This window comes from Enterococcus faecalis (assembly GCF_029024925.1).
Lineage (GTDB): Bacteria > Bacillota > Bacilli > Lactobacillales > Enterococcaceae > Enterococcus > Enterococcus faecalis.
Genome location: NZ_CP118962.1, coordinates 264,038 through 289,763 on the forward strand (window position 1 = coordinate 264,038; position 25,726 = coordinate 289,763).

The 25,726-nt window shown below is 37.6% G+C and carries 21 protein-coding genes and 1 pseudogene; 15 read left to right on the forward strand and 7 right to left on the reverse strand.

The window, feature by feature from the left end:
• The first annotated feature begins 8 nt into the window (after nucleotides 1-8).
• Nucleotides 9-842: a DUF72 domain-containing protein gene (locus PYW42_RS01360; protein WP_002358361.1), complete on the forward strand. Its 834-nt coding sequence runs from the start codon at nucleotides 9-11 to the stop codon at nucleotides 840-842.
• 16 nt (nucleotides 843-858) lie between these two features.
• Nucleotides 859-1,395: a pyrophosphohydrolase domain-containing protein gene (locus PYW42_RS01365; RefSeq protein WP_002389675.1), complete on the forward strand. Its 537-nt coding sequence runs from the start codon at nucleotides 859-861 to the stop codon at nucleotides 1,393-1,395.
• Between the two features lie 22 nt (nucleotides 1,396-1,417).
• Here the strand turns inward: PYW42_RS01365 and PYW42_RS01370 are convergent, their stop codons facing one another.
• The gene (locus tag PYW42_RS01370; protein ID WP_010708960.1) at nucleotides 1,418-2,770 is read right to left on the reverse strand and encodes an aspartate kinase; all 1,353 of its coding nucleotides are present in this window, start codon (nucleotides 2,768-2,770) and stop codon (nucleotides 1,418-1,420) included.
• A 186-nt stretch (nucleotides 2,771-2,956) separates the two neighbouring features.
• Here PYW42_RS01370 and PYW42_RS01375 point away from each other — a divergent pair, with 186 nt between their 5' ends.
• The 3 genes from PYW42_RS01375 to PYW42_RS01385 all read left to right on the forward strand — a co-directional run bounded on the left by PYW42_RS01375 (nucleotide 2,957) and on the right by PYW42_RS01385 (nucleotide 6,836).
• Nucleotides 2,957-3,643: an HAD family hydrolase gene (locus PYW42_RS01375; RefSeq protein ID WP_002355232.1), complete on the forward strand. Its 687-nt coding sequence runs from the start codon at nucleotides 2,957-2,959 to the stop codon at nucleotides 3,641-3,643.
• 185 nt (nucleotides 3,644-3,828) lie between these two features.
• Complete coding sequence (gene ezrA / locus PYW42_RS01380; protein ID WP_002355233.1) at nucleotides 3,829-5,565, forward strand: septation ring formation regulator EzrA; 1,737 nt, start codon at nucleotides 3,829-3,831, stop codon at nucleotides 5,563-5,565.
• A 125-nt stretch (nucleotides 5,566-5,690) separates the two neighbouring features.
• Nucleotides 5,691-6,836: a cysteine desulfurase family protein gene (locus tag PYW42_RS01385; protein ID WP_002361153.1), complete on the forward strand. Its 1,146-nt coding sequence runs from the start codon at nucleotides 5,691-5,693 to the stop codon at nucleotides 6,834-6,836.
• 52 nt (nucleotides 6,837-6,888) lie between these two features.
• On the opposite strand, the gene PYW42_RS01390 is transcribed toward PYW42_RS01385, so the two are convergent.
• Nucleotides 6,889-7,581, reverse strand: coding sequence for a response regulator transcription factor (locus PYW42_RS01390; protein ID WP_002355236.1), 693 nt, complete (start codon nucleotides 7,579-7,581; stop codon nucleotides 6,889-6,891).
• Nucleotides 7,578-8,921 carry a sensor histidine kinase gene (locus tag PYW42_RS01395; RefSeq protein ID WP_002403698.1) on the reverse strand — a complete coding sequence of 448 codons (1,344 nt, stop codon included), beginning with the start codon at nucleotides 8,919-8,921 and terminating at the stop codon, nucleotides 7,578-7,580. The genes PYW42_RS01390 and PYW42_RS01395 overlap by 4 nt, the downstream gene beginning before the upstream one ends.
• A 323-nt stretch (nucleotides 8,922-9,244) precedes the next feature.
• Here PYW42_RS01395 and PYW42_RS01400 point away from each other — a divergent pair, with 323 nt between their 5' ends.
• From PYW42_RS01400 to PYW42_RS01420, 5 genes and pseudogenes are all read left to right on the forward strand, one after another.
• Nucleotides 9,245-10,222, forward strand: a complete 978-nt coding sequence (locus PYW42_RS01400) for a DUF4822 domain-containing protein (protein WP_002358366.1) — start codon at nucleotides 9,245-9,247, stop codon at nucleotides 10,220-10,222.
• 184 nt (nucleotides 10,223-10,406) lie between these two features.
• Nucleotides 10,407-11,373: pseudogene (locus PYW42_RS01405) on the forward strand (DUF4822 domain-containing protein).
• Between the two features lie 218 nt (nucleotides 11,374-11,591).
• A complete protein-coding gene (locus PYW42_RS01410) occupies nucleotides 11,592-12,635 on the forward strand; it encodes a DUF4822 domain-containing protein (RefSeq protein ID WP_002387660.1) in 1,044 nt (347 codons plus the stop codon).
• 173 nt (nucleotides 12,636-12,808) lie between these two features.
• On the forward strand, nucleotides 12,809-13,612 hold the full coding sequence (locus tag PYW42_RS01415) for an ankyrin repeat domain-containing protein (protein WP_002403695.1): 804 nt from the start codon (nucleotides 12,809-12,811) through the stop codon (nucleotides 13,610-13,612).
• A 51-nt stretch (nucleotides 13,613-13,663) separates the two neighbouring features.
• On the forward strand, nucleotides 13,664-14,875 hold the full coding sequence (locus PYW42_RS01420; protein ID WP_002391512.1) for an amidohydrolase family protein: 1,212 nt from the start codon (nucleotides 13,664-13,666) through the stop codon (nucleotides 14,873-14,875).
• A gap of 109 nt (nucleotides 14,876-14,984) precedes the next feature.
• Here the strand turns inward: PYW42_RS01420 and PYW42_RS01425 are convergent, their stop codons facing one another.
• The 4 genes from PYW42_RS01425 to PYW42_RS01440 all read right to left on the reverse strand — a co-directional run bounded on the left by PYW42_RS01425 (nucleotide 14,985) and on the right by PYW42_RS01440 (nucleotide 18,120).
• Nucleotides 14,985-15,404 (reverse strand): type II toxin-antitoxin system death-on-curing family toxin, encoded by a 420-nt coding sequence (locus PYW42_RS01425; protein ID WP_002355245.1) that lies wholly within the window; start codon nucleotides 15,402-15,404, stop codon nucleotides 14,985-14,987.
• Entirely contained in the window at nucleotides 15,401-15,640 is a 240-nt protein-coding gene (locus PYW42_RS01430) for an AbrB/MazE/SpoVT family DNA-binding domain-containing protein (protein WP_002358371.1), read from the reverse strand. Before PYW42_RS01430 ends, PYW42_RS01425 begins: the two co-directional genes overlap by 4 nt.
• Before the next feature lie 100 nt (nucleotides 15,641-15,740).
• A complete protein-coding gene (locus PYW42_RS01435) occupies nucleotides 15,741-16,553 on the reverse strand; it encodes an alpha/beta hydrolase (protein WP_002391513.1) in 813 nt (270 codons plus the stop codon).
• Entirely contained in the window at nucleotides 16,528-18,120 is a 1,593-nt protein-coding gene (locus PYW42_RS01440; protein WP_002355248.1) for a PucR family transcriptional regulator, read from the reverse strand. The genes PYW42_RS01435 and PYW42_RS01440 overlap by 26 nt, the downstream gene beginning before the upstream one ends.
• A 122-nt stretch (nucleotides 18,121-18,242) precedes the next feature.
• Between PYW42_RS01440 and PYW42_RS01445 the strand changes: the two genes are divergently transcribed.
• The 5 genes from PYW42_RS01445 (at nucleotide 18,243) to PYW42_RS01465 (ending at nucleotide 25,643) form a co-directional block, all read left to right on the forward strand.
• On the forward strand, nucleotides 18,243-21,254 hold the full coding sequence (locus PYW42_RS01445; RefSeq protein ID WP_002355249.1) for a bifunctional FdrA/YlbE family protein: 3,012 nt from the start codon (nucleotides 18,243-18,245) through the stop codon (nucleotides 21,252-21,254).
• Nucleotides 21,247-22,080 (forward strand): oxamate carbamoyltransferase subunit AllH family protein, encoded by an 834-nt coding sequence (locus tag PYW42_RS01450; protein WP_002355250.1) that lies wholly within the window; start codon nucleotides 21,247-21,249, stop codon nucleotides 22,078-22,080. Before PYW42_RS01445 ends, PYW42_RS01450 begins: the two co-directional genes overlap by 8 nt.
• A 9-nt stretch (nucleotides 22,081-22,089) precedes the next feature.
• Nucleotides 22,090-23,343: an MFS transporter gene (locus tag PYW42_RS01455; RefSeq protein WP_002355251.1), complete on the forward strand. Its 1,254-nt coding sequence runs from the start codon at nucleotides 22,090-22,092 to the stop codon at nucleotides 23,341-23,343.
• 134 nt (nucleotides 23,344-23,477) lie between these two features.
• Nucleotides 23,478-24,416 carry a carbamate kinase gene (arcC, locus tag PYW42_RS01460; RefSeq protein WP_002355252.1) on the forward strand — a complete coding sequence of 313 codons (939 nt, stop codon included), beginning with the start codon at nucleotides 23,478-23,480 and terminating at the stop codon, nucleotides 24,414-24,416.
• A 6-nt stretch (nucleotides 24,417-24,422) separates the two neighbouring features.
• Nucleotides 24,423-25,643: a dicarboxylate/amino acid:cation symporter gene (locus tag PYW42_RS01465; protein WP_002358375.1), complete on the forward strand. Its 1,221-nt coding sequence runs from the start codon at nucleotides 24,423-24,425 to the stop codon at nucleotides 25,641-25,643.
• Nucleotides 25,644-25,726 lie beyond the last annotated feature (83 nt).

The window sequence follows — 25,726 nt, forward strand, 5'->3', positions numbered from 1 at the left end:
GGAAGGACATGATTCGCTTAGGATTAACATCTTTTAGTGAACACGACTATTTAACTGGAAAAAAACGGGCCACGCTTTATGAATATGCCAGTCATTTACCACTAGTTGAAATGGACACGGCGTATTACGGGATTCCTCCCAAAGAACGAGTAGCTGAATGGGTCAAAGCAGTTCCCGAAAACTTTCGCTTTGTCATGAAAGTTTATAGTGGAATCAGTTGTCAAGGTGAGTGGCAAACCTATTATGCAAGTGAAGAAGAAATGATCACCGCTTTTTTAGAAAGTATGGCCCCATTAATTGAAAGTAAAAAATTATTTGCCTTTCTGGTACAATTTTCAGGAACATTTGGTTGTACGAAAGAAAATGTCGCTTACTTGCAAAAAATTCGTCACTGGTTTAAAGACCTACCCATCGCCATTGAATTACGAAATAATTCATGGTATCAACCAAACTTTGTAAAACAAATGTTGCAATTTATGAAAGAAAATCAATTTTCACTTGTGATTGTAGATGAACCGCAGATTCCTACGAATCCAGTACCCTTTTATCCGTATGTAACGAATCCTAATCTCGTGCTCTTCCGGTTTCACGGACGTAATGCGGCTGGCTGGTTAGCCAATGATGCAGAGTGGCGTAAAAAAAGAACCCTCTATCATTATAATACGCAGGAAATCGCTGATTTAAGCGAAGCTGTTTTAAAAATGTCGCAAGAAGCTAAAGAAGTGGGCGTAATTTTTAATAATAATTCTGGCGGCGATGCCGCAGAAAACGCTCTACAGATGCAAAAAGTCTTGAATTTGAGTTACGATGATTTGAATCCAAAACAATTAGATTTATTTTGAGAAAGAAGGTAGCTGAATGTCTGAAAAGCAATCCCCTTATGAAATGGCTTGTGCCTTCCACGAGGTTTTTAATCCACACCAACCAGAGCAACCAACTGCTTTTTCGCCAGAGTTAGCCAGTCGACGAGCAGAGTTTAAAGTCGAAGAACTTGTGGAATTTTTATATAGTGCTGCTGATAATGACCAAGTACTTTTTCAACAATTGGTCAACGGATTAAAAAAATCTGTCGATAAAGCAGAGCAGAAAGTCTTGGCGAAAGGCAAACCAGTATCTGATCCTTTAGTGGAGGAAGTGGATGCACTAGTTGATTTATTGTATTTTACTTATGGTTCGTTTTGCTTAATGGGCGTCAATCCAACAAAAATTATTGAAATCGTTCATCAAGCCAATATGGGGAAATTATTTCCAGATGGGCAGCCACATTATGATCCAGAAACAAATAAAGTATTAAAACCTGAAAATTGGGAACAAGATTTTGCGCCAGAAGCTAAAATTAAAGCGGAAATTCAACGCCAATTGAAAATTACTGAAACCAATGAAAAAGACGAATGAGAAAACTCATTCGTCTTTTTCATTAATCATGGAAGAACGTCCGATATAAGGCTTTGATGGCTTTTTCTTCTTGTTCTTTTTTGATACCAAACATAATACTTACTTCCGAAGATCCTTGGTTAATCATTTCTAAGTTGATTTTTTCTTTGGCTAACGCCATTGTACTTTCAGCAGTAACCCCAATTCGTTGGCGCATGCCTTCCCCGACAATCATAATCATAGAAAGGTGATGCGTGATGCGTAACTCGTCAGGCGCTAAAACTTCTTGGAGTTGAGCCATCAGTCGATTTTCAATTTCAGTTGTTAACTGGTCTTCTCTTAAAACAATCGTGATGTCATCAATTCCTGAGGGCATATGCTCATAGCTTAAGGCTAATTTTTCTAGTACTTCTAAAAGCCGTCGCCCAAAACCTAACTCTCTATTCATTAAATACTTACTAATGTAAATACTTGCGAACCCTTGATCACTAGCAATTCCTACAACAGGGGCATGCTTTACTTTGCGAGAGGTGGTAATTAGGGTGCCAGGATGATGTGGGTTGTTGGTATTTTTGATAACGACTGGAATATTTGCGCGATAGGCAGGCATTAAGGCTTCGTCGTGGAGGACGGCAAAGCCTGCATAAGCTAACTCCCGCATTTCTCTGTAGGTCAATTCTTGAATCGTTTGAGGCTGTTCAATAATTCCAGGATGGGCGACATAAATTCCGTCCACATCGGTAAAGTTTTCATACAAATCTGCTTGAACACCTGCGGCAACAATGGACCCTGTGATATCGGAACCGCCACGAGAAAAAGTACAAATTTCGCCGGCTTCTGTATAACCAAAGAAACCTGGAATAACCAAGATTTGTTGAGTCTCACGATAGACACTAATTTTCTCTAAAGCTTTTGGTAAAATGCGAGCATTGCCTGGTTCAGGTGTCACCAGGAGACCCAATTCTTTTGGACTAATGTAGCGAGCATCTAAGCCATTTTGCTTGAAAAAACTGGCAACAACTTTTGCATTATTGTCCTCGCCACTAGCTAAAAAATAGTCAAATAAAAAAGTATTGTTTTCTTTTGGTAAAGTGGCTAATTGGCGAATCGAAATAGCAATATCAGCTAAAACTGCTTTATCCAAGTGTAATTCATCAAAAAGATCTTCATAACGACGAATGATGGCAGAGATTGTCGATTCAATGTCCTCATTATTTAAGTAGCGCTGATAGTATTGAATCAATAAATCAGTGACTTTAATATCTTGCGGGGTTCGCTTTCCAGGAGCGGATACAACGACAAACGTTCGGCGCGGCTCTTCCTTGACGATTTGTAAGACTTTCTGTAACTGTGGTGCTGATGCTAGCGAGCTACCGCCGAATTTAACTACGTTCACGTTTATCACTCCTGTTTTTAATTATTTTCTCATTTGTAGATTAGTAAAAGGATACCGAAAAACATTTAGAAAAGCAACCACTTATTTTCAGAAAGTTAGGAAATCATGAAAATATTTGTTCTTCATTTTTCCTTAAAATTTTGTTAAACTGTAAAGATATGAGTCGTAACGAAGGAGTTAAATAGTATGACAGAATCCAAAACTGCCATTATTTTTGATATGGACGGTGTCCTAGTAGATAGCGAAGCTTATTATTATGAGCGACGTAAAGCATTTTTAGCGGAATTTGATTTGACCATTGAGGGCCTAACCTTGCCAGAATTAGTCGGTGCGGATATGCGTTCATTATGGCAAAAGATTGAACAAGTCAACAAAAAAGAGCTAGATATTGCTTTTTTAAATGAACAATACATAGCCTATAAAAAAGCGCATCCGATAGATTATTTAGCTGTGCTTGATGAAAATGCGAAACGTGTTTTACAATTTTTAAAAAGACAAGGCTATAAAATCGGATTAGCTTCTTCTTCCACAAAAGACGCAATTGAAGAGGTTTTGACAGTGGGGCAATTAAGTAGTTATTTTGATGCGGTCGTGAGTGGGGAAGATTTCGAAGAAAGTAAACCGGCGCCGGATATTTATCTGCACACGTTACAAGAATTAGCTGTTGCGCCACAGGAATGTATAGCCATTGAAGATTCAGAAAAAGGCATTGCCTCTGCCAAAGAAGCTGGGCTAGAAGTTTGGGCTATGCGCGATGAACACTTTGGGATGGATCAAAGTCAAGCGGATGCCTTCTTAACACAACTAAGTGATATTTGTAAAAAAATTAGTGAAAATCGGATCGATGAAAGCAGTGAATCAACCCCTTCGTAAGAAGATCGCGGGTTTTCTTAAAAAAGTTTGTTATAACTAGTGAATGAATATACAGTTTGTGCTATAATTTTCTATAGGTATTTCTGCAAGAATGCCCTTTTTCAAGGGTCAGGAACAATAGATAACCGTGTGAAGAGAACAAACAACCTTTCTTTTATTATAGAAAAATTATCGGAGGAGCCAAAATGAAGAATAATTGGATTATCATTTTAGTACTAGTAATCGTTATTATTGCTGCGGTGCTATACTTAATTGGTTATTTTATGCGCAAAAAAAATCAAGAACAATTAGATGAATTAGAAGTTCGTAAAGAAGCCCTGTTTGACTTGCCAGTCTTTGAAGAAATCGATGACATTAAAAAAATGCATCTAGTTGGACAGAGTCAAAATAGTTTCCGTGAATGGAATCAACGTTGGGTAGAACTATCGACGCGTTCTTTCGCCGAACTAGAGAGTCAAATTTATGAAGTCGAAAATCAAAATGAAATTTTCCGTTTCATGAAAGCGAAGAAAGCAGTCGTGGAAGCGAATGAAACGATGACCGAAATGGAAGCCGAAGTGGAAGTCATTCGTAATGGCTTGAAAGAATTACGTGAAAGTGAAGAGCGCAATTCATTAGAAGTTCAAAAAGCTTTGGATGTCTATGAAGAATTAAGTAAATCACTAAAAGATGATAAAGCTAGCTTTGGTCCAGCTTACTCCGAAATCCAAAAACAATTAAGAAACGTCGAAATTGAATTCACACAATTTGTCACACTAAATACATCGGGGGACCCAATCGAGGCTCGAGAAGTCCTAGAAGATGCGGAACGTCATACGTATGAATTGGAAGACTTAATGAAACGGATTCCACCAATGTATGAAGAATTAAATGAAACTTTCCCAGATCAATTAAAAGAAATCGAAGAAGGCTACAACCAATTATTAGCTGACGATTATGTGTTCCCTGAACAAAACTTTGCTGAAGAAATTCAACATGCGAAAAAACGTGTCGAGAATTCAATGGCTGATTTAGAGAAAACAGAGATTGCTGCAGTAGAGGTCGCAAATCGCGACACAGCAACGGCGATTGATGCATTATATGAAGTGATGGAACGTGAAATTGAAGCGAAGAAATATGTCGTAACCAATCAAAAAATTATTGACGATTATATTTCTCATTCCTTAAAAAATAACCGTCAATTAATGATTGAATTGGACCATGTATCACAAAGCTACACCTTAAACAACAACGAGCTAGGACGTAGTCGTGGTTTCCAAACGGAAATTGAAGAAATTATCCGCCGTCAAAAAGACTTGGAACCTCGAATGAAAGAACATACCGTTCCTTACTCTGAAATTCAAGCGTTCTATAAAGAATGCTATAAGATTTTAGATGATATTGAAAATCAACAATTAGAAATTGATGCTTCATTGAAAGAACTAAGAAAAGGCGAAAAAGTCGCCCAAGAAAAAGTCGACGAATACGAATTCCGTTTACGGAGTATCAAACGATATGTTGAAAAGCAACGATTACCAGGTTTGTCTGCTGATTACTTAGAATTTTTCTATGTGGCAACGGATCGAATTGAAGATTTAAGCCGAGCCTTAAATAAAATGCGCATTAACATGGATGAAATCAATCGTTTATGTGACTTATGCGAAGATGATTTAGAGTTATTAGATAAGAAAACAAAAGATTTAGTCAATGCAGCAGCTCTGACAGAACAAATGATGCAATATGCAAACCGCTATCGTCATACTCACGAGAACATCCGAGCGGCTTTAGATAAAAGCATGTATTTATTCTCGACAGAATTCCGTTATCAAGATGCATTAGATGAAATTGGAACGGCATTGGAAGCTGTTGAGCCAGGGGCGTTCAAACGAATCGAAGATTTTTATTTTAAAAATATCAATAACCCTAATTTAACAGCAATTTAATTAAACAATCACTAAACAGAGGTTTGTCGACAGACAAGCCTCTGTTTTTATGGCGTGGTGGTGACTTGAAGTGATACTTTAGAAAGTATATAATGGGAAAGAATTTTAAAAAAGAAGGGTGACAAATGATTTATTTTGATAATAGTGCAACTACACCGATTTACCCCCAGGCTTTAGATACATATGTAAAAACCAGTCAGCGGATTATTGGCAATCCGTCTAGCCTACATGACTTAGGCAGCCAAGCGAATCGGCTCTTACAACAAGCACGGAAGCAGATTGCGGAGCTAATCGATGTTTCAGCAAATGAAATCTATTTTACAAGTGGCGGAACTGAAGGAGATAACTGGGTTTTAAAAGGAACGGCAATCGAAAAACGAGAATTTGGTAATCATATTATTATTTCTGCAGTGGAACATCCAGCAGTTACAGAAACAGCGGAACAATTAGTCGAACTAGGTTTTGAACTTTCTTATGCGCCAGTGGATAAAGAAGGTCGTGTAAAAGTCGAGGAACTACAGAAATTAATTAGAAAAGAAACGATTTTGGTTTCTGTTATGGCAGTCAACAATGAAGTGGGAACGATTCAACCAATTAAAGAAATCAGCGAGGTTTTAGCGGAGTTTCCTAAAATTCATTTTCATGTAGACGCGGTTCAAGCAATTGGGAAAGTTAATTACTCAGAGTGGTTAACGGATCGGGTGGATTTTGCAACGTTTTCTGCACATAAATTTCATGGACCACGAGGTATTGGTTTTATGTATTGGAAACAAGGAAAACGTTTAGCGCCGCTTTTAACAGGAGGCGGGCAAGAAAACAACCAACGCAGTGGGACAGAAAACGTACCAGCAATTGTGGCAATGGCCAAAGCGTTACGCTTGCATTTAGAGAACGAACAACAACGGCCGCAACATGTGGCGACGTTACGGAGTTATTTATTAAAGGCGCTAGAAGAATTTCAAAATGTGACTGTTTTTTCACAAGATAATGAACATTTTGCGCCACACATTTTATGTTTTGCTTTGAAAGGGATTCGCGGCGAAGTGCTAGTCCATGCATTGGAAGAAAAACAGATTTATATTTCGACTACGAGTGCTTGTTCTAGCCGAAAAAAAATGGCTAGTAGCACCTTGTATGCCATGCATGTGCCTGGGGAATTGGCGACTTCCGCTGTGCGCATTAGTTTAGATGAAAGCAATACAATGGCAGAAATTGAACAGTTTATGATTGTTTTCAACCAACTTTATCAAAAATTTTCTCGTGTAAATTAATAAAAAAATAAGTCGGAGCCTAGAAATAGGCTCCGACTTATTTTTGCTCTCTTTATCGATTGAAGCGGTAGCCACTACCCCAGAGTGTTTCAATTGGAGAGTCAGAAAGATTGGCTTTTTTTAATTTTTCCCGAATCCGTTTAATATGAACAACGACAGTCGAAACCTCAGTATCTAAGGCATCAAACCCCCAGACACTTTCAAAAAGTTCTTCTTTATTCCACACACGGTTAGGATGTTCCATCAAGAAAACCAGCAATTTGTATTCTTTGCTTGTAAAAATAACTTCATTTTCTAAAACAAACACTTTGTGGGCGGCAGTGTCGACAGCGATTTCATTGATTTTTAGTAATTGTGGTGGTTGTTCTGCTTTGCTTAACAATTGATAACGGTTCATATGGGCTTTTGCTCGAGCGACTAATTCATTGGGACTAAACGGCTTGATTATATAATCATCCGCACCTAAGCCAAGCCCACGAATTTTATCAATATCTTCTTTTTTAGCCGAAACAATCATGATCGGCGTTTGCTTTTTTTTTCGAATTGCACGACAGATTTCAAAACCATCCATAGTTGGCAGCATCACATCTAAAATAATTAAATCAAAGGGCTCATTTAAAGCTGCTTCCAATCCTTTTTTTCCATCATGTTCAATTGTGACAGTCATATCGTTAATTTCTAAATAATCTTTTTGCAAATCAGCAATGCTTGGATCATCTTCAATAATTAATACATGTGGTTTCATTTTTCATCCTCCAACAACGGCAACGTAATTATCACGTTGGTGCCGTCTCCTTTTTTACTTGTGACAGTGATTGTTCCCTGATGATAGTCAATAATTTGTTTGACAATACTTAATCCCAAGCCGCTTCCTTTAACTGTTGGGGTTCGAGATTTGTCTACACGATAGAAGCGTTCGAATAAATAAGGTAATTCTTTTTTATCGATACCAATGCCGTTATCTGTAATGGTTAAAACTAAGTCTGTTTGATTATGCGTTAAAGAAATCGTAAAGGCTAGTTGTTCTTTAGTGGGATCCGCAAATTTAATGCTATTTTGAATTAGATTGGTAATCACGCGATTCATCTGCGTGGGATCCATTTGAACGTATAAAGCTTCGGTGGGAAGGACAGAAGTGATCACGAGTTCTTGTTCCAAACGGTATTCTTCAAGAATATGTGCAATAAAACGAGTGAAATTGGTCTTTTCCATTGTAAAGACAGCACGGTCTAGGTCTAATTTGGAATACAAAAATAATTCTTCAATTAAATCATTGAGGCCTAAACTTTTTTCATGAATGACCGTTAAATAGCGCTGTTTTTTTTCTTCAGTATTGGCAACGCCATCCATCAAACCTTCAACGTAACCAATAATAGAAGTAATTGGTGTTTTTAAGTCATGAGAAATATTTGCAATTAATTCTTTCCGATTAGCTTCATATTTTTCGCGTTCCGCATTGGCTTCTTCTAAATCTTGCCACATTTGTTCAAAACTAAGTTGGAGCTGTTTGACTTCTGTTGAGACGGTTTGGTGGCTAGTTGGTGTAAATGGATTTTCTTTTTGGGCATCCTTACCCAATGTTTTAGTCGCTTTTTCTAATGCTTCTAATGGCTCGATAGTGGTTTTGGTTAAGCGCTTATTAATGAGCCAAGCTGCCGCAATTGCTACAAGGATAATTAACAAAATCATCCAGATAATCCAGCGTGTGAAGAATTCAAAAAGGCTGCTTTCGCGTTTCAAGACAATAAAGCTCCCGTTAGAACCATCTAAATAATGAAAATCGGATTTGACATAATGATATAGACGCCCTGCATTATCCAGTGTGCCAGTTGGCATAATATTATTCATTTCGTAGTTTGGAATATGTACAGACAAAGATTTTTCTACTAAATTATCCGAATAATAAGGAAACCGTGCATTCTTTCGAAGAATCACACTTAATCCTTTTGCCTCAATTGTTTGAATCGTTTCCTTTAATTCTTTACTTAAAGGCGTATCTAGTAATTTCGGTGACTTTTTTAACAGTTGATCTAAGGCCAAATAACTTTCTTCTTCGTTAGCGGTCAATGGTCGTTGCTTATTCATCATTCGGTAAGCTTGGGGCAAACTGGGAACAGTTCCTAACGTGATGTAAGAAGCTAAGGATAAAACAGCTAAAACAGAGGCTAAAGTAATAATGATGGCACTAATATAAGAAATAAAAAAGCGGCGTTTAATGGTCAAAAGCGTCCCTCCTAGTGGTTTTAATCTATTTCTTACTTATAGTGTATTACAAGTGAACAAAAAAAAGCTAGTATTGTTATTAACTTTTTTTCATTTGTTTATAATTTGTTCATTTTTCGGCAAGTAGGAGTTTATAAGGCTTTGCTATTCTAAATATATCAAAAAGAAAAAGGGGATTACCAACCATGAAAAAGAAAAAAGTTTTTAGTGCGCTTACCTTATTAACCTTTAGTACGTTGTTGATTGCAGGCTGTGCTGGCGGAGCCAACTCTGCAACAGATAAATCAAGTGCAGCTAGCTCAAGCACTGCAGTCTCTAGTTCAGCAGAAGCAGCTAAAGAGCAATCAAAAGGACAAGAATTAACAGAAATTTTATCCAGTACTGATTGGCAAGGCACAAAAGTTTACGACAAAAATAATAATGATTTAACAGCAGAAAATGCTAATTTTATTGGTTTAGCAAAATATGATGGTGAAACAGGTTTTTATGAATTTTTCGACAAAGAAACAGGTGAAACCCGTGGCGATGAAGGCACATTCTTTGTGACAGACGATGGCGAAAAGCGTATCTTAATTTCGGATACACAAAACTATCAAGCGGTGGTTGATTTAACGGAAGTAACGAAAGATAAATTTACCTATAAGCGAATGGGTAAAGATAAAGACGGGAAAGATGTAGAAGTCTTTGTAGAACATATCCCTTATTCTGACGAGAAATTAACCTTTACGAATGGCCGTAAAGATTTAGAAACAGAAACTGGCAAGATTGTTACCAGTGAACCTGGGGATGACATTTTAGGGGCTACATTATGGAATGGCACGAAAGTTTTAGATGAAGACGGTAACGATGTTACTGAAGCAAATAAAATGTTTATTAGTTTAGCGAAATTTGATAATAAAACAAGTAAATATGAATTCTTTGATTTAGAAACGGGTAAAACCCGTGGAGATTTTGGTTACTTCCAAGTAATTGATAATAACAAAATCCGGGCCCACGTTTCAATTGGTGACAATAAATATGGAGCTGCATTAGAATTAACAGAATTAAATGATAAACGTTTTACGTATACACGAATGGGTAAAGACAACAATGGCAAAGAAATTAAAGTCTTTGTAGAACATGAACCATATGAAGGAGACTTTACGCCAGACTTCACGTTCTAATTAGTCAATCACGAGTGGATGAAGCGGTCAAAAGGAAGTAAAGGATTCTTTTGACCGCTTCATTTTTAACAAAAAAATAGTTTATAGTTGTTTTTAATCGTTTATAAATTGTTCATTTTTCTGACAGTGGTAGTTTAGAATCGTTTGTTAAGATAGGTTTATCAAAGAAAAGGAGCGATGCTTTATGAAAAAGAAAGTATTAAGTTCGATTACTTTAGTAACATTAAGTACGTTACTTATAGCAGGTTATGCAAGTCCAGCATTTGCAGGTCATGCAGCCAATCCAAATAGTGCTACAGCAAATTTAGGCAAACATCAAAACAATGGCCAAACAAGAGGCGACAAGGCGACTAAGATTTTATCTGGCACGGACTGGCAAGGAACCCGTGTTTATGATGCTGCTGGTAATGATTTAACGGCAGAAAATGCTAATTTTATTGGTTTAGCAAAATATGATGGTGAAACCGGTTTTTACGAGTTTTTCGACAAAAATACTGGGGAAACCCGTGGTGACCGAAGGAACATTTTTTGTGACAGGTGATGGCACAAAACGAATTTTAATTTCGCGGACACAAAATTATCAAGCCGTAGTGGATTTAACCGAAGTGAGTAAAGACAAATTTACTTACAAGCGTTTAGGGAAAGATAAACTGGGGAATGATGTTGAAGTTTACGTGGAACACATCCCTTATCACGGGAAAAAATTAGCTTTTACAAATGGACGTGAAGCATTAACCAATCAAACTGGCAAAATTGTGACAAATAAATCAGGGGATAAAATTTTAGGAACAACCTTGTGGAATGGCACAAAAGTCGTAGATAAAAACGGTAATGATGTGACAGCGGCCAATCAAAATTTCATTAGTTTAGCGAAATTTGATCCAAACACAAGTAAATATGAATTTTTCAATTTACAAACGGGTGAAACCCGCGGCGACTTTGGGTACTTCCAAGTGGTGGACAATAACAAGATTCGGGCCCATGTATCTATTGGTACGAATCGCTACGGTGCAGCGCTAGAATTAACGGAACTAAACAATGATCGATTTACGTATACTCGAATGGGTAAAGATAATGCTGGTAATGATATTCAAGTGTTCGTGGAACATGAACCTTACCAAGGCACATATCATCCAGCCTTTACTTTCTAAAAGTCTCTTGTCTTCTCTCTTATTTAACAAAAGAACGTCCCCCAACGTTCTTTTGTTTTCTCTTCTTCTATAAATAAATTGTTATTAGTTATAATTAAATATTATTATTAAGATAATTATAATGATTATTATTTAATAATTTGTTCATATTATGGACAGGTGGAGTTAATAACTACTTGCTATCCTTAAATTATCAAAAGGAAAGGGAGTAGTCGTTTATGAAGAAAAAAATCGTTGGTACAATTACGTTGTTGGCTTTAAGTGCGTTATTAGTTGGTGGAGCAGGAGGGGCTTTGACGGCAGAAGCATACGTTCCTCAAAGCGTAGACAATCCCAATAATTTAGGGGATTTACCTGAGTATTTACGTTCAGTTGGTATTAGACAAGATGAAGGATTATCAGAAAAAGATTGGGCTGGAACACGCGTTTATGATCGAAACGGGAATGACTTAACAGATGAAAATCAAAACCTATTACATGCAATCAAATTTGATGCAACCACTAGTTTCTATGAATTTTTTGATAAAGAGACTGGAGAATCAACAGGAGATGAAGGAACCTTCTTTATGACCGCTGGTATTACAGATGTTTCCCGTCTTGTAATTATTTCTGAAACCAAAAATTATCAAGGTGTATACCCACTTAGAACTTTATACCAAGATACTTTTACGTATAGACAGATGGGGAAAGATAAAAACGGAAATGATATTGAAGTTTTCGTAGAAAACAAAGCAACCTCAGGACCAGTTTATGGTCGTCCGCAGCCATACCCCAATAATCGTCCCAGAACACTAGAATTCACGAATGGACGCCGTGCCATGACAGAACAAACAGGCCAGATTGATGTAAATCGACAAGGGGATGAAATTATTGGTAAAACTTCCTTTGATGGGACACCGCAACTTCTTTGGAATGGCACAAAAGTAGTGGATAAAGATGGCAATGACGTAACTTCGGCCAACCAAAACTTTATCAGCTTAGCGAAATTTGACCAAGACAGCAGCAAATATGAATTTTTCAATTTACAAACTGGTGAAACTCGTGGCGACTATGGCTACTTTAAAGTAGGAAATCAAAATAAATTCCGTGCCCATGTTTCCATTGGAACCAATCGCTATGGCGCTGTCTTAGAGTTAACAGAATTGAATGATAATCGTTTTACGTACACACGAATGGGTAAAGATAACGAAGGAAACGATATCCAAGTCTATGTGGAACATGAACCATACCAAGGAACTTTTAATCCTGAATTTACCTTTTAAGAACAAAACATACGAATGGAAACCAAAAAAAGTTTCGACTTCTTTTGGTTTCTCTCTTTTTAAAATAGAAAAACAGAGAAAGCGTTTTAATCGACAAATAAAAAAAGATTCGTTAGATTAGAACCACTGGAGAAAAATCTCATATTTCTCTCGAGGAAAGGAAGTTGAGCACAATGAACAAAAAAAATTTAATGGGGCTATTAAGTGTCGTGACCATTCCATTACTTGCTGCGTGTCAAGGAGGAGAAACACCTTCCGCAGCGTCAAAAAATAGTCAAACGGTGACTACTCAAAGTAGTGCAAAAACTGAAAGCACCAGTACAACCCGTTCGGTGGCTCAAACAACATCAAAAGAGGAAGTGAAAGAACCGATGAAGACCTATGAAGTGGGTGCGCTTTTAGAAGCAGCCAATCAACGAGATACGAAGAAGGTCAAGGAAATTTTACAAGATACTACTTATCAAGTGGATGAAGTCGACACAGAAGGCAATACACCGCTCAATATTGCTGTGCACAATAATGACATTGAGATTGCAAAAGCGTTGATTGATCGGGATGCCGATATTAATCTGCAAAATAGCATTAGTGATAGTCCCTATCTTTATGCGGGAGCGCAAGGACGTACGGAGATTTTAGCGTATATGTTAAAAAATGCGACACCAGATTTAACTAAGCATAACCGTTACGGTGGCAATGCGTTAATTCCGGCAGCTGAAAAAGGACATATTGACAATGTGAAGCTCTTGTTAGAAGATGGACGAGAAGACATAGATTTCCAAAATGACTTTGGCTATACAGCATTGATTGAGGCAGTGGGGTTACGTGAAGGGAACCAACTTTACCAAGATATTGTAAAATTGTTAATGGAAAATGGTGCGGATCAATCCATTAAAGACAATTCTGGTCGAACAGCAATGGACTATGCCAATCAAAAAGGTTATACGGAAATTAGTAAAATTTTAGCACAGTACAACTAAGTATTGTGTCCTTTCGGGAAGGAATAAATACAGGTAGGAGTGAAGGAAAGCATGAATTATTGGTTAAAAAATGTTCGAATTGAAACAGGGTATCAAAAAGAAGGTGACTGGTTATCTGGGACAGTAACCAAAGAAGTGGCAATTGAAGTAACAGATGGAGTATTTACAAAAATCATCCCCAATGAAGAATTGGTAGAAGAACCTGGGTTGACAATTATTGATGGTCACCATCAATTGATTTTACCAGGTTTGATTGAAAAACATTGTCACTTTGATAAAAGTAAACTAGGTGTTCCGTGGTATCCGGTGACGCCAGCGAAGTCAATTGTGGAACGTGTCGAAACAGAAATCCCTTATTTAGATAGTTTAGAACTTTCTTTAACAGAACGCGCCAACCATTTAATTGACTTAGAATTACCACATGGCGCGACAGCCTTCAGAACACATGTCGACGTGGAACCGATGACAGACTTACGTTATTTTGATGAAGTCCAAGCGTTGGCCCAAACGAAACCATTTGCGGTAGAAATTGTCGTCTTTCCACAGCACGGCTTACTGCGTTCAGATTCCGTTGAATTAGTTGATCAAGCATTGGCAAAAGGTGCCGATTTTATTGGTGGCGTGGATCCTTATTCACTAGATGGTGATTACAAAAAATCATTGGCTGAAACATTCCGCTTAGCAGATAAACATGGTGTCGGTGTGGATATTCATTTACATGACCGTCACGAAGCTGGGACAACAACGATTAAAGAAATTATCCGTTTAACGAAAGAATATGGCCTACAAGACAAAGTATTTATCAGCCATGCCTTCGGGTTAAATGATTTCATTGGTGAAGAACGTGACGAAGTTTATGATGCTTTAGCAGCAGAAAAAATTCATATTAATTCCAGCGTGCCAATCACACCTAACACGATTCCGCCAATTATGGAATTGTTACGTCATGGAGTCAATGTCCATCTTGGTTGTGACAATATCTACGATTGCTGGTCTCCCTATGGTGATGGTTCATTACAAGAAAAATTGGCTCGTTTAGGTGAACTTTTTAATGTGAAAGACCAAGATGCTTTAACCCAATTATTGGGCTTAGTGACAGATGGTGTCACAACTTTAGACGAACAAGGGCAAGCAAATTGGCCGCAAGTTGGTGCTGAAGCAACTTACTTACTCACTGAAGCAGAATGTGCGGCGGCTTTTGTCGCTCGTCAGACACCGGTGGAAATCAGTGTGGTAAAAGGAACCACACTTTATCAAAAATAACAAAAAGAAGCGAGATTTCTCGCTTCTTTTTTTGTTATTAAATTTATTTGGATTAGACGCTTAATTTTACAATTGAAAACGACATCCATCTTATATTTCATTGATGAAATTAGTGAGAAGAAGTATGATTTAATTTAGCTCTGATTACTTTTGATACATCGTTTTTCAACTGATCAAAATCTGATCTATAAGTAGCAATAAAAACCAATAAATCAACGCCTTCTTGCGTATCTAATTGGAAATCATAACCGTTTAATTGTAAAAATAAGTCGGTTGCCATTACAGCTGTCCGTTTATTTGCATTGTAAAAACAATGCTTTGTTGCAATGTTAATCATTAAAATAGCTGCTTTTTCTTCAATTGTTGGGTACAGGTCAACGTCAAAGACGAATTGTGCTGGTTGGTTGCTAGCCATTTCTAATGCATTACGATCTTTGATGCCAATTTGTTCTGCGGGAGAATACGTTTGGATCAAGAAAGTATTCATTTGAAATAGATCATCCGCTGATAAATAATAAATACTTTTCATTTAGTAACCAATTCTTTGTACAGCTCATTATGTTTTTGTTTTGAGTTCTCCATCATTTGTTGTAATTTTTTTTGATGTTCTGACATATTTTTTTTAACAATAATATCTTTTAATTTTTCTTCGTCTACATAAACGGTGTCTGTCGCAGTCGCACCAATGCTTTCTAGAAACTCTTTTGACAATGTCATAACAACAGAATTCCCAACTTTTCTAAGTTTTCTTTCTTTGATTTCCACTAGTAACCCACCTTTCGTATATATTGTATATACAGTATATCATGGATCATAAAAAAGTTTCTATCACAAGTCTAATACTTTAATAAAATTTCTTGATTGCTTATCGTTCCTTCAGCCAGCTATCCAATTGCTCAAATAAAGTGATGACCGAAGGATCTTTGGTTTGTTTTAAAAAATCATGTTCTAAATAGTAAACCGCTTTAAAGGTACTCTCAGGAATGGTCCGTCCGATTTTTTTGCTATAGCGGAACGGCACTTCTTCGTCTGAGCTGCTAGCTGTACTGAAACAAGGTGGAAAAGTTTTTAATGTTTCGTCTGACAGTGCGTAAGCAGACCAGTCCCCATTTTCTGGTAATCCGTAAAAGTGCGGCAATAGCGCTTGCTGAATACTGTAATGATACAGCAGATAGCGAGAAAGAAAAGGATCATCCCAAACAGGCTTTGTTTGGTCGATGGTAGCTATTTCTTTAGCGGAAATGGCTTGCTTTAATAATTTTCGTGGCTCTTTAATAAATTCTAAATCTGTATAGCCGTAAAAATTGACTAAAAATTGTGGCGTCAAATTTAGTGTTTGTAATTGTTTGGTTAACTGTAACATTAAATAACCGCCAGCGGAACGCCCGCACAAACCAAATGGCTGGTTTTGAATAATCTCTTCGTTTAACAATTGGAAGGTTTCTGTTAGCGTCCCTAAGATGTGATCGATTTTTGTATTTGGAGCCAACAAATAGTCCAGCGCTAAAACGGTATAGCCATTGCTTGTAAACAGCTCCTTCAGTTCTTCTGGTAAATCACTTTTGGTTCCATAAATCATCCCGCCACCGTGTAAATAGACGACATAGTTCGTTGGTTCAGTCGTAGTGGGGTAGATAGTAACTGTTGCGCCATTAGCGAGTGTTTGATTGTTTTTCAAGTGCACGTCTCCTCATCTTTATAATGTATGTGGCAATTTCATAATTTAACAATTGCAAGGGATTGGCTAAGTCAATATCAAGAAGTTGTTCCACTTTGTTTAAACGATAACGAATCGTTTTTGAATGAAGGAACATCGCTTCAGAGGTCTGTTTATAGTTGCGATTATTTTGGAAAAAACTGTACAAGGTTTCAAATAAATCGTAGTTGTTTTCGGCTAATTGATAAAGTGCGCGAGGAATTAATTCGTCTAAATTTTCCAATTGGTCTTCGCGGATAAAATTTTTAAATACCCCGATATCGGCTAAGGTGACAATTGGTCCGTTATAAAAAGTTTCATTAAAGCGCAGAATGTCCAGACATTCAATCAGTAGCTCTTTAATCCCTTCTCGTGATTTTAAACTGCTGACGGCAACGGTAAGCGTGTCGTTTTCTTCTAAAAGTTCAGCTAATAAACGACTTAATTGCAGCTTTGTAATTTTTCCATCACTTTCATTGAAGTTAAAAAGGACCGCCGAATAATTTAGCTGATCGAAGAAGATGGATTTCACACGCAGGGTACGAAGTAAGGCAATAATTCGTTCTTTCATGAGTTGTGTATTTGTGTCTTTGGTAGAAAAAGCAATCGCTTGGTAAGAATCTAGCTCTTGCATTTGCACTTCACGAAGCAAACTGTTTAGCTCGTCAGGATTTTGCGGTGTATTTTGTAAAATAGCATCCGCTAAGTTGTTCAAACGAGTATACCGTTCTTTTTTTAACAAATTTTCGGTATTGAATTTTTCTTGTAAGACATCAATCGCATTTTCGATAATCACTAAATCCGTTTCTTTAACCTTTTCATCTTGTAAATAAACCAGAAGTAAACAATTAGTGGAATAACTATTGAAAATAGAAACTTCTAGTGCCAACTGTTTTTTGGGGTTGGCATGAGAGTAAAGTGTTAAAAGAGAGTAATCGTTTTTAGTGAATTCACTGTTTTTTAGTTTTTCTCTTGAGAGCACAATCGCATCATGGGGTAAGTCGCCATCGCTAATTTCCAGATGTTTATCCAACATTTTTAAAGCGAAGGGTAATTTAATGATGTCATAAAATTCTTGCATAATCGTCTCAACCGTTGGGTAGTGGCGCTCTAATTTGGTGAAACGTTGGCGCACATCGTAATACGTACGTAAGACATGCGACTGATAATTCAACAAAGGCTCGTAAATCGTAAATAGAATTTTTTCATAGCTAATGTCTTGTGTGATTTTAATTAAAGGAATTTCATAATTGAAACATAATTCGATAAACCACTCTGGAATCATTTTAATGAATCGATCTGTTTTCAAAATTAAGCCGCTGATGCCAATTCGGCGCATCTTTACGAAAAAATTTTCCAACTCTTTTTCGGGTAGATCATGCAATGCGTAGAAAGAAGTCAAAATTAACTGATTCTTTCTACTCCAGTTCTCAATGTCAATCGCTTCTAAGACCATTGCCGAGTCAACTTCATTGTCTAAACCAATCTCTTTCGTCAAAATTTTACCTTTTTTTAAGTCACCTATCGATAATAACTCTCTTAATTTCATCATTTTCTCCTTTTTTCCTCTTATGGATAAAAATTATACCATTTTTTTAGAATTATGTCCGATGAAAACACTTTCTCGTTTCGATACAATAGCATTGTAAGGAATAGATAGGAGGATGAACAATGTTACACACAGTAATTTTGAAAAACAATTACCAAGACTCCATCAACTTAATGTTATTGACCAATAAAATCAATGCATTAGATGGTGTAACCATGAGTCAAATCATGATGGGAACAGATGCCAACAAAGACATCCTTAACAACACGAACTTGTTAACGGATGAGGCCAATAGTGCATCTGCAAACGACATGATGATTGTGGTTGACAGTGAAAAAGAAAACATCATGGAAGAAGTTATGCCAGCGATTGATGAATTCTTAGATGATTTATCAGCAAAGGGAACTAGTGAAGAAGCACAAGCAGCAACTTCTTGGTCAGAAGCGTTTGATCTTTTACCAGAGGCGAATGTAGCGCTATTCAGTATTCCTGGTGAATATGGTGCGCCAGAAATGGAACGTGCCTTAAAAAATGATTTACACGTGTTCTCTTTCACGGATAATGTGTCAATTGAAGATGAAGTACGTTTGAAAAAATTAGCGCATGAAAAAGGCTTACTAATGATGGGCCCTGACTGTGGAACTGGTATTATCTCAAGTATTCCAATCGCCTTTACAAATGTTGTTTCTCCAGGAAACATTGGCGTTGTTGGTGCTTCAGGAACAGGGATTCAAGAAGTTACAACGATTATTGACCGCTTAGGTGGCGGAGTTGTTCACGCCATTGGTACTGGTGGTCGTGACCTAAGCGACAAAGTAGGCGCTATCACAGTGAAAGATGCTATTGTGGCTTTAGAAAATCACGAACCAACCGATGTGATTACAGTTATTTCTAAACCACCTGCAAAAGAAGTTCGTGATGAAGTGGTTGAATTATTACAAAGCATTTCAAAACCAGTCGTTGCGATTTTCTTAGGAGAAAAACCAACAAGTCACGAAGGCAAAGTTTATCTAGCTCATACATTAGAAGAAACAGCTAAAATTGCTGTTGATTTAGCAAATGATGTGGCCGTGAAGAAAAATTACTTTGAAGCATTAGCAAAACCAGCTGTACCAACATTACCAGAAGATAAAGTTGTAAAAGGCTTATATTCAGGTGGTACATTAGCTTCTGAAGCGGGTATGTTAATTTCTGAAGCTTTAGACCTTGGCGGTTTAGTGAAAGCAGAAGGTTATGTCTTGAAATCTCACGGTTATGAAGTCATTGACTTAGGCGATGATATGTATACACAAGGTCGTCCGCACCCAATGATTGACCCAGATGTTCGTATCGAAAAAATTCGTGAATACGCACAAGATGAAAAAACGGGGATTATCTTATTCGATGTGGTGTTAGGCTATGGTGCTCATGAAGACATGGTTGGTGCATTGTTACCAGCAATTGAAGAAGCGCGTGCCACAGCCAAAGAAGCAGGACGTGATCTTTACTTTGTTGCAACTGTTTGTGGGACGACGAAAGATCCGCAAAATTACCAATCGTCGGTTGATCGTTTGAAAGAAGGCGGCGTTTTAGTTGCAGAAAGCAATGCTAAAGCTGTTCAATTAGCTTTATTACTAAAAGGAATCGAAATTTCAGAAGACGATAAAGAAGTGGTTGCTTACAACGGACCAACTGTCGATGTACCAAAACCAGGCGAAAAAGTAATGGAACTATTAACAACCAAACCAAGAATTATTAACGTTGGGTTGCAAAGCTTTACAGAATCAATCGTTGATTACGGTGGCGAAACTGTTCAATTCAACTGGCGTCCGCGTGCCAACGGCAATAAAAAAATGATTAAAATTTTGGATGCTTTGGAAGATTACAGTGAACAAATCGAAGCTGAAAATCACAAAGTAACAGACAAAATTAAAAATGCACAACCATTCTTAGTAGATGTGGTACCTGCGAAATCAGTGATTCCAGAATTAAATGATGACGCACAAAAAACATTACTTCATGCTGGACCACCAATCCAATGGTCTGAAATGACTGGACCAATGAAAGGTGCTTGTATCGGAGCTGCATTATTCGAACGTTGGGCAGACAATGAAGAAGATGCTTTGAAGATTTTTGAAGCTGGCGAAGTACGTTTCATTCCTTGTCACCATGTAAAAGCAGTAGGACCAATGGGCGGTATTACTTCTGGTAATATGCCAGTCTTTGTTGTGGAAAATCGCTTAGAAGGTAACGAAGCATACTGTATCTTGAATGAAGGTATCGGTAAAGTATTGCGTTTTGGTGCTTATTCACAAGAAGTGGTTGATCGTTTAGATTGGATTAAAGATGTTTTAGGACCAACTATTGCGAAAGCCTTGAAACTTTCTGAAGAAGGCTTGAACTTAAACGTATTGATTGCGCGCTCTATTACAATGGGTGACGAGTTCCACCAAAGAAATATTGCCGCATCATTGAACTTCTTAAAAGAATTGTCTCCATTAATTATCAAAACAGATATTCCAGAAGATCAAAAATACGAAGTAATCAAATTCTTAGCTGACACAGATCAATTCTTCTTAAATGTCATGATGGCAACTGGAAAAGCAATTGTTGATGGTGCCCGTAAAGATACCAACGGAACGATTGTCACAACGATGACTCGTAACGGCGTGAACTTTGGGGTCCGGATTGCAGAAACAGGCGATCAATGGCATACCGCACCAGTAAATACACCAAAAGGTCTTTACTTCACTGGTTTCAGCGAAGAAGACGGAAATCCTGATGTCGGGGATAGTGCAATTACTGAAACAGTAGGCGTTGGAGCAATGGCTATGGTAGCTGCACCTGGCGTAACACGGTTTGTTGGTGCAGGTGGCTTTGAAGATGCGTTAGCAACCTCAAATGAAATGGCAAAAATCTGTGAAGGACACAACCCAACATTCTCAATTCCAACTTGGGATTTCCAAGGAACTTGTTTAGGAATTGATATCCGTAAAGTGGTGGAATTAGGAATTACACCAATCATCAATACAGGGATTGCACACAAAAATGCCGGTGTTGGTCAAATTGGTGCAGGGACAGTTAGAGCACCTCTAGGCTGTTTTGAAAAAGCCCTAGAAGCGTATGCTGAGAAACTAGGCATTACGGTTGAATAACCAACTAGTCATTAGTGACTACATTTTTCCTATCCACCAATATGGCAAGATGGGAACCATTCACAGTGTTTTTGAACGTTCATTTAATCTGAAAGTCCAGGATCAATTAATCAATGTTGCAAACTTCCATAATTATTTATCAAGCTTTGGTATGTTTTTGCCAGATCAATTGTTTCAAGAAATCTTTCCGTATGTACAACAAGGTAATAAAGTCAAAATCACAGAAAATCAGTTGACCTTTTACAGTACAGTCGGCGTGAAAACGATCCAACTCACACCTGCCGAGGTCGTTTCTTTAAACATTACTCATTTCAAGTTAGAAAAAGACCAATTACGCTTGTTGCGAGACCGCTTATTAGCGAGAAACTTAGAACGTAGAATTGGCCTGCCTTTAGACGAACGAGCAAAGCATATTTTCAAAAAAATGAGCCAAAAACAAAAAGTTTGGACACTATCGGAATGGCAAGAAGTAACGAATTATCTGATTGGTCGGGGCAAAGGGTTAACCCCGAGTGGTGATGACATTTTAGTGGCGTATCAAACAATTCTGTTCATACTTGCTGATGAAAGAGCTGCGGCGTTAGCCGCTACTCTTTCGGCAGCAAATTTATCCACAACAGATGTTAGTAAAGGCTATATTGCAAGCTCGGCTAAAGGATATGTAAATTCATTGTTGTATCAGTTACTCTTGGATTTGGAGAACCATCGGGATAATAGAGTTGACGAAAATATTGACAGAATTATACAAATCGGACATTCCTCTGGTAAAGATATGTCATTTGGAATGTTACTAGCTTTACAATCTGTAGAGTTAGATGAGAAGTGAGGAGAAGACATGGAGAATAGTAAAAAAAATCAAGCAGTGCAAGTGAGCAATAGTTACTGGATTAAAGTCGTAGCCATTTTCTTCGTAGGCTGGATTTTAATGTACGCAACACGAACTATTTTTAATCCAGTGATGGGGGTCATTGGAGAACAATTTGGTCTAAGTAACACACAACTTGGTTTAGCCAATAGTATCTTCTTTCTAACCTATGCTGTTGCACAGATTCCTTTTGGGATGATTGGCGATAAAATTGGGCGGAAATTAGTCATTGCTGTTGGGTTTATCGTTCTTGCTATTTCTACTTATTTTAGTGGATTAGCGACAACCTTTGTTATGTTTTTAGTCATTCGTGCAATTGCTGGTATTGGTCAAGGAGCTTACTATGGCCCGCAATATGCGCTATCGACAGAAGCGATTCCAGCAAGTAAACGGACCATCGGTAATGCCATCATCAATAGTGGGATGGCCTTCGGTACATCAGGTGGGTACCTACTTTCAAGTAAATTGGTTTTAGAAAATGGTGAACATTGGAGCAAACCATTCTTTATCATGGCGATTCCAACGTTTATCGTAGGAATTCTTTTCTATACAATTTTGAAAGAAAAAGTGATTCGTCCTGGTGAAGAAGCTGCACGAGCAGCTGCTGAAGAAGGACCACAAGAAAAGATCTCATTAAAAGAAATTTTCTCAAATCGTAATTTATTAGCCGCATTTATTTTATGTTTCACAAGTATTTATGCAAACTTTGTCATTATTACTTGGTTGCCACAATTTTTAATTGCTGAACGTGGCTTTACAGGAGCGAGCGTTGGTTTCATTTCATCACTTGTACCATGGGCCTCTATTCCAGGAGCCTTAATCTTCGCTCGTTTGAATGATAAAACAGGTGCGACGAAAAAATTAGTCTTTACATTAGTACCTTTAGCAATCCTATCTGTCTTTGCGATTGCTTTTGTAACAAATCGGACATTGTTAATTTCTGTTTTAATTCTTTATGGGTTAACAGGGAAATTAGCGTTAGATCCAATTATGGTGACTTTTGTTACCAAACATGCACCAAAAGCGGCCTTAGGAACAACGTTAAGTGCCTATAATTTTATCGGGATGTCAGGGTCAATCCTAGCACCGTATGTCACAGGATATTTAGCAGATACAGCAGGCTCAATGCAAGTTGGCTTCTATCTTTCTTGTGTACTATTAGTTATTGGTTTACTAGCTTTTGCTTTCTTAGCTAAAGATGAGAGTAAACCGAAATTAGGTTAATTATCCCTTCGATAATGACTGAAACAATCAAAATGAGCAAGACAAAATCTTTCATTTCGTAAACAAATTATTTCTTATCCGTCGATACTGAAAAGATTTTGTCTTTGCTTTACTAAAAAGGAGCGAATCAATCAATGAGTTTAAACGTAATTGCCCTAGGTGGGAATGCTATTTTAGATACGGATCCAACAGATGAAGGCCAAAAAGCCGTCGTTAATCACGCGGCCAAATATATTGCAGAATTTGTTGCTAAAGGGGAACAAGTCATTGTCTGTCACGGAAACGGACCACAAGTAGGGAATTTGCTTTTACAACAAAAAGCAGGCGAAAGTGAAAAAAATCCAGCGTTGAAATTGGATACTTGTGTTGCGATGACACAAGGAAGCATCGGTTACTGGTTACAAAATGCTTTAACTAATGAGTTTGAAAAACGTAACATTGCTAAACCAGTTATCTCTGTAGTTACACAAGTGCGTGTGGACAAAGAAGATCCTTCGTTTAAAAAACCATCAAAACCAATTGGTCCATTCTATACAAAAGAAGAAGCTGACGCGGAAGCAGCCAAAGATGGCTCTACGTATGTGGAAGATGCTGGCCGTGGCTACCGAAAAGTTGTTCCATCACCAATGCCTAAAGAAATTGTTGAAAAAGAGGCGGTTCGTGCTTTAGTAGAGGCGGACGTTTTAACTATCTGTTCTGGTGGCGGGGGCATTCCGGTCGTAGCAGAAGACGGACAATACGTAGGTGTGGAAGCGGTTAACGACAAAGATTTCTCTGCACGTGTTTTAGCTGAAAACGTTGATGCAGACCGTTTGATTATTTTGACAGGCGTTGATAACATCTACATTAATTACAATCAACCAGATCAAAAAGCATTAGAACAAATCAGTGTAGCCGAAGCAGAAGAATACATTAAAGAAGGTCACTTTGCTGCTGGTAGTATGCTACCAAAAATCGAAGCTGCCTTAGACTTCGTAAAAGGTGATGACAAACGGAAAGCAATCATTACTTCTATCGAAAACTTAGAAAACATCGATAAAGAAGCAGGAACTGTGATCAGTCAAAAGGGGTAGTTTACCATGAAAAAACCGTCCATGATCACCCAAATTGCAATTGCTGTTGTCGTAGGAATCCTCGTAGGACTCTTGATTCCTGCTAGCGGCAATTACTTGAAAATAGTTGGAGATGTCTTTTTGCGACTGATGCAAATGGCTATTCCTATCTTGATCTTAGGGCAAATTGTCCAAGCAGTTGGCAGTATTAATCCAAAAGAATTAACGAGCCTTGGGGGTAGAACAATCGCTGTTTTCGGGATTTCCTCCTTAGCTGCCGCTTTATGGGGCGTCCTAATGGCAGTCATTTTTAATCCAGGATACGGTGTTAAAATGACTGGCTTCCAAGATGCTTCTATTAAAGCGCAAGAAATCTCAATTACTGATACGATTTTAAATTTCGTTCCGAAAAATATTTTTGATTCACTGACTCAAGGATCGATTATTCAAATTATTGTCTTTGCATTATTTTTTGGTTTAGCACTGAATAAATACTTACAAAGCCATCCAGAGACACAACTCTTCCAAATAATTGTGGACTTTAATGAAGTTATCATTACAGTCATTCGATACGTCATGTATCTAGCACCTCTGGGGATTTTTGCTTTAATTGCTTCAACAATTAGTCACTTAGGCCTTCAAATTATTTTACCGTTAGTGAAGTATCTATTGGTCTATGGATTAGGAACTATTTTATTTTTGGGCATCTGGATTTTGGTTATCACATTGTACTGTAAAGTAAGTCCACTACGTTTAATTACAAACATGAAAAATATGTCTGTGATGGCCTTGGCGACAACTTCTTCAGCAATTACTTTACCAGTAGCTTTGGAAGAAACAGAAGCAAAATTAGGTTTAAGTAAGCGAATTACTAACTTAGTGTTGCCGTTAGGTATGTCATTAAACAGTAACGGTTCAGCGATGCATATGGCTTTTACTGTAATGACTATCGCTCAGATGTATCAGCTAGAGTTTGATATTACGAAAATGATTTACTTAGCAATTACAGCAACGTTTGTCTCACTAGCAAACGCAGTTGTTCCCGGTGCGGGCTTAGTCTCACTGGCAGTGATTGTTCCGCAAATGGGTTTACCCATTGAGAGTATTGCAATTTTTGCAGGCGTCGAATGGTTTGTTGGCATGTTACGAACAATTTTAAATGTCAATTCAGATGTTTACTCTGCTATTCTAGTTGCAAAATCAGTGGATGAAATTGACTATACTGTCTTTAACAGTAGCAATAAGTAGTGAAAAAAGGGGAGGAAATGCAAGGACGAAGAAGAAAATCACTTGTTTTCTTTCCTTTTTTTAAGATTAATGATAAAGGAGCA

Bases quoted from the DNA above. Each gene is read 5' to 3' on its own strand.
- PYW42_RS01360 (WP_002358361.1), top strand. From the start codon at position 9: ATGATTCGCTTAGGATTAACATCTTTTAGTGAACACGACTATTTAACT.
- PYW42_RS01365 (WP_002389675.1), top strand. From the start codon at position 859: ATGTCTGAAAAGCAATCCCCTTATGAAATGGCTTGTGCCTTCCACGAG.
- PYW42_RS01375 (WP_002355232.1), top strand. From the start codon at position 2,957: ATGACAGAATCCAAAACTGCCATTATTTTTGATATGGACGGTGTCCTA.
- ezrA (WP_002355233.1), top strand. From the start codon at position 3,829: ATGAAGAATAATTGGATTATCATTTTAGTACTAGTAATCGTTATTATT.
- PYW42_RS01385 (WP_002361153.1), top strand. From the start codon at position 5,691: ATGATTTATTTTGATAATAGTGCAACTACACCGATTTACCCCCAGGCT.
- PYW42_RS01390 (WP_002355236.1), bottom strand. From the start codon at position 7,581: ATGAAACCACATGTATTAATTATTGAAGATGATCCAAGCATTGCTGAT.
- PYW42_RS01395 (WP_002403698.1), bottom strand. From the start codon at position 8,921: ATGAATAAGCAACGACCATTGACCGCTAACGAAGAAGAAAGTTATTTG.
- PYW42_RS01400 (WP_002358366.1), top strand. From the start codon at position 9,245: ATGAAAAAGAAAAAAGTTTTTAGTGCGCTTACCTTATTAACCTTTAGT.
- PYW42_RS01410 (WP_002387660.1), top strand. From the start codon at position 11,592: ATGAAGAAAAAAATCGTTGGTACAATTACGTTGTTGGCTTTAAGTGCG.
- PYW42_RS01415 (WP_002403695.1), top strand. From the start codon at position 12,809: ATGAACAAAAAAAATTTAATGGGGCTATTAAGTGTCGTGACCATTCCA.
- PYW42_RS01420 (WP_002391512.1), top strand. From the start codon at position 13,664: ATGAATTATTGGTTAAAAAATGTTCGAATTGAAACAGGGTATCAAAAA.
- PYW42_RS01425 (WP_002355245.1), bottom strand. From the start codon at position 15,404: ATGAAAAGTATTTATTATTTATCAGCGGATGATCTATTTCAAATGAAT.
- PYW42_RS01440 (WP_002355248.1), bottom strand. From the start codon at position 18,120: ATGAAATTAAGAGAGTTATTATCGATAGGTGACTTAAAAAAAGGTAAA.
- PYW42_RS01445 (WP_002355249.1), top strand. From the start codon at position 18,243: ATGTTACACACAGTAATTTTGAAAAACAATTACCAAGACTCCATCAAC.
- PYW42_RS01455 (WP_002355251.1), top strand. From the start codon at position 22,090: ATGGAGAATAGTAAAAAAAATCAAGCAGTGCAAGTGAGCAATAGTTAC.
- arcC (WP_002355252.1), top strand. From the start codon at position 23,478: ATGAGTTTAAACGTAATTGCCCTAGGTGGGAATGCTATTTTAGATACG.
- PYW42_RS01465 (WP_002358375.1), top strand. From the start codon at position 24,423: ATGAAAAAACCGTCCATGATCACCCAAATTGCAATTGCTGTTGTCGTA.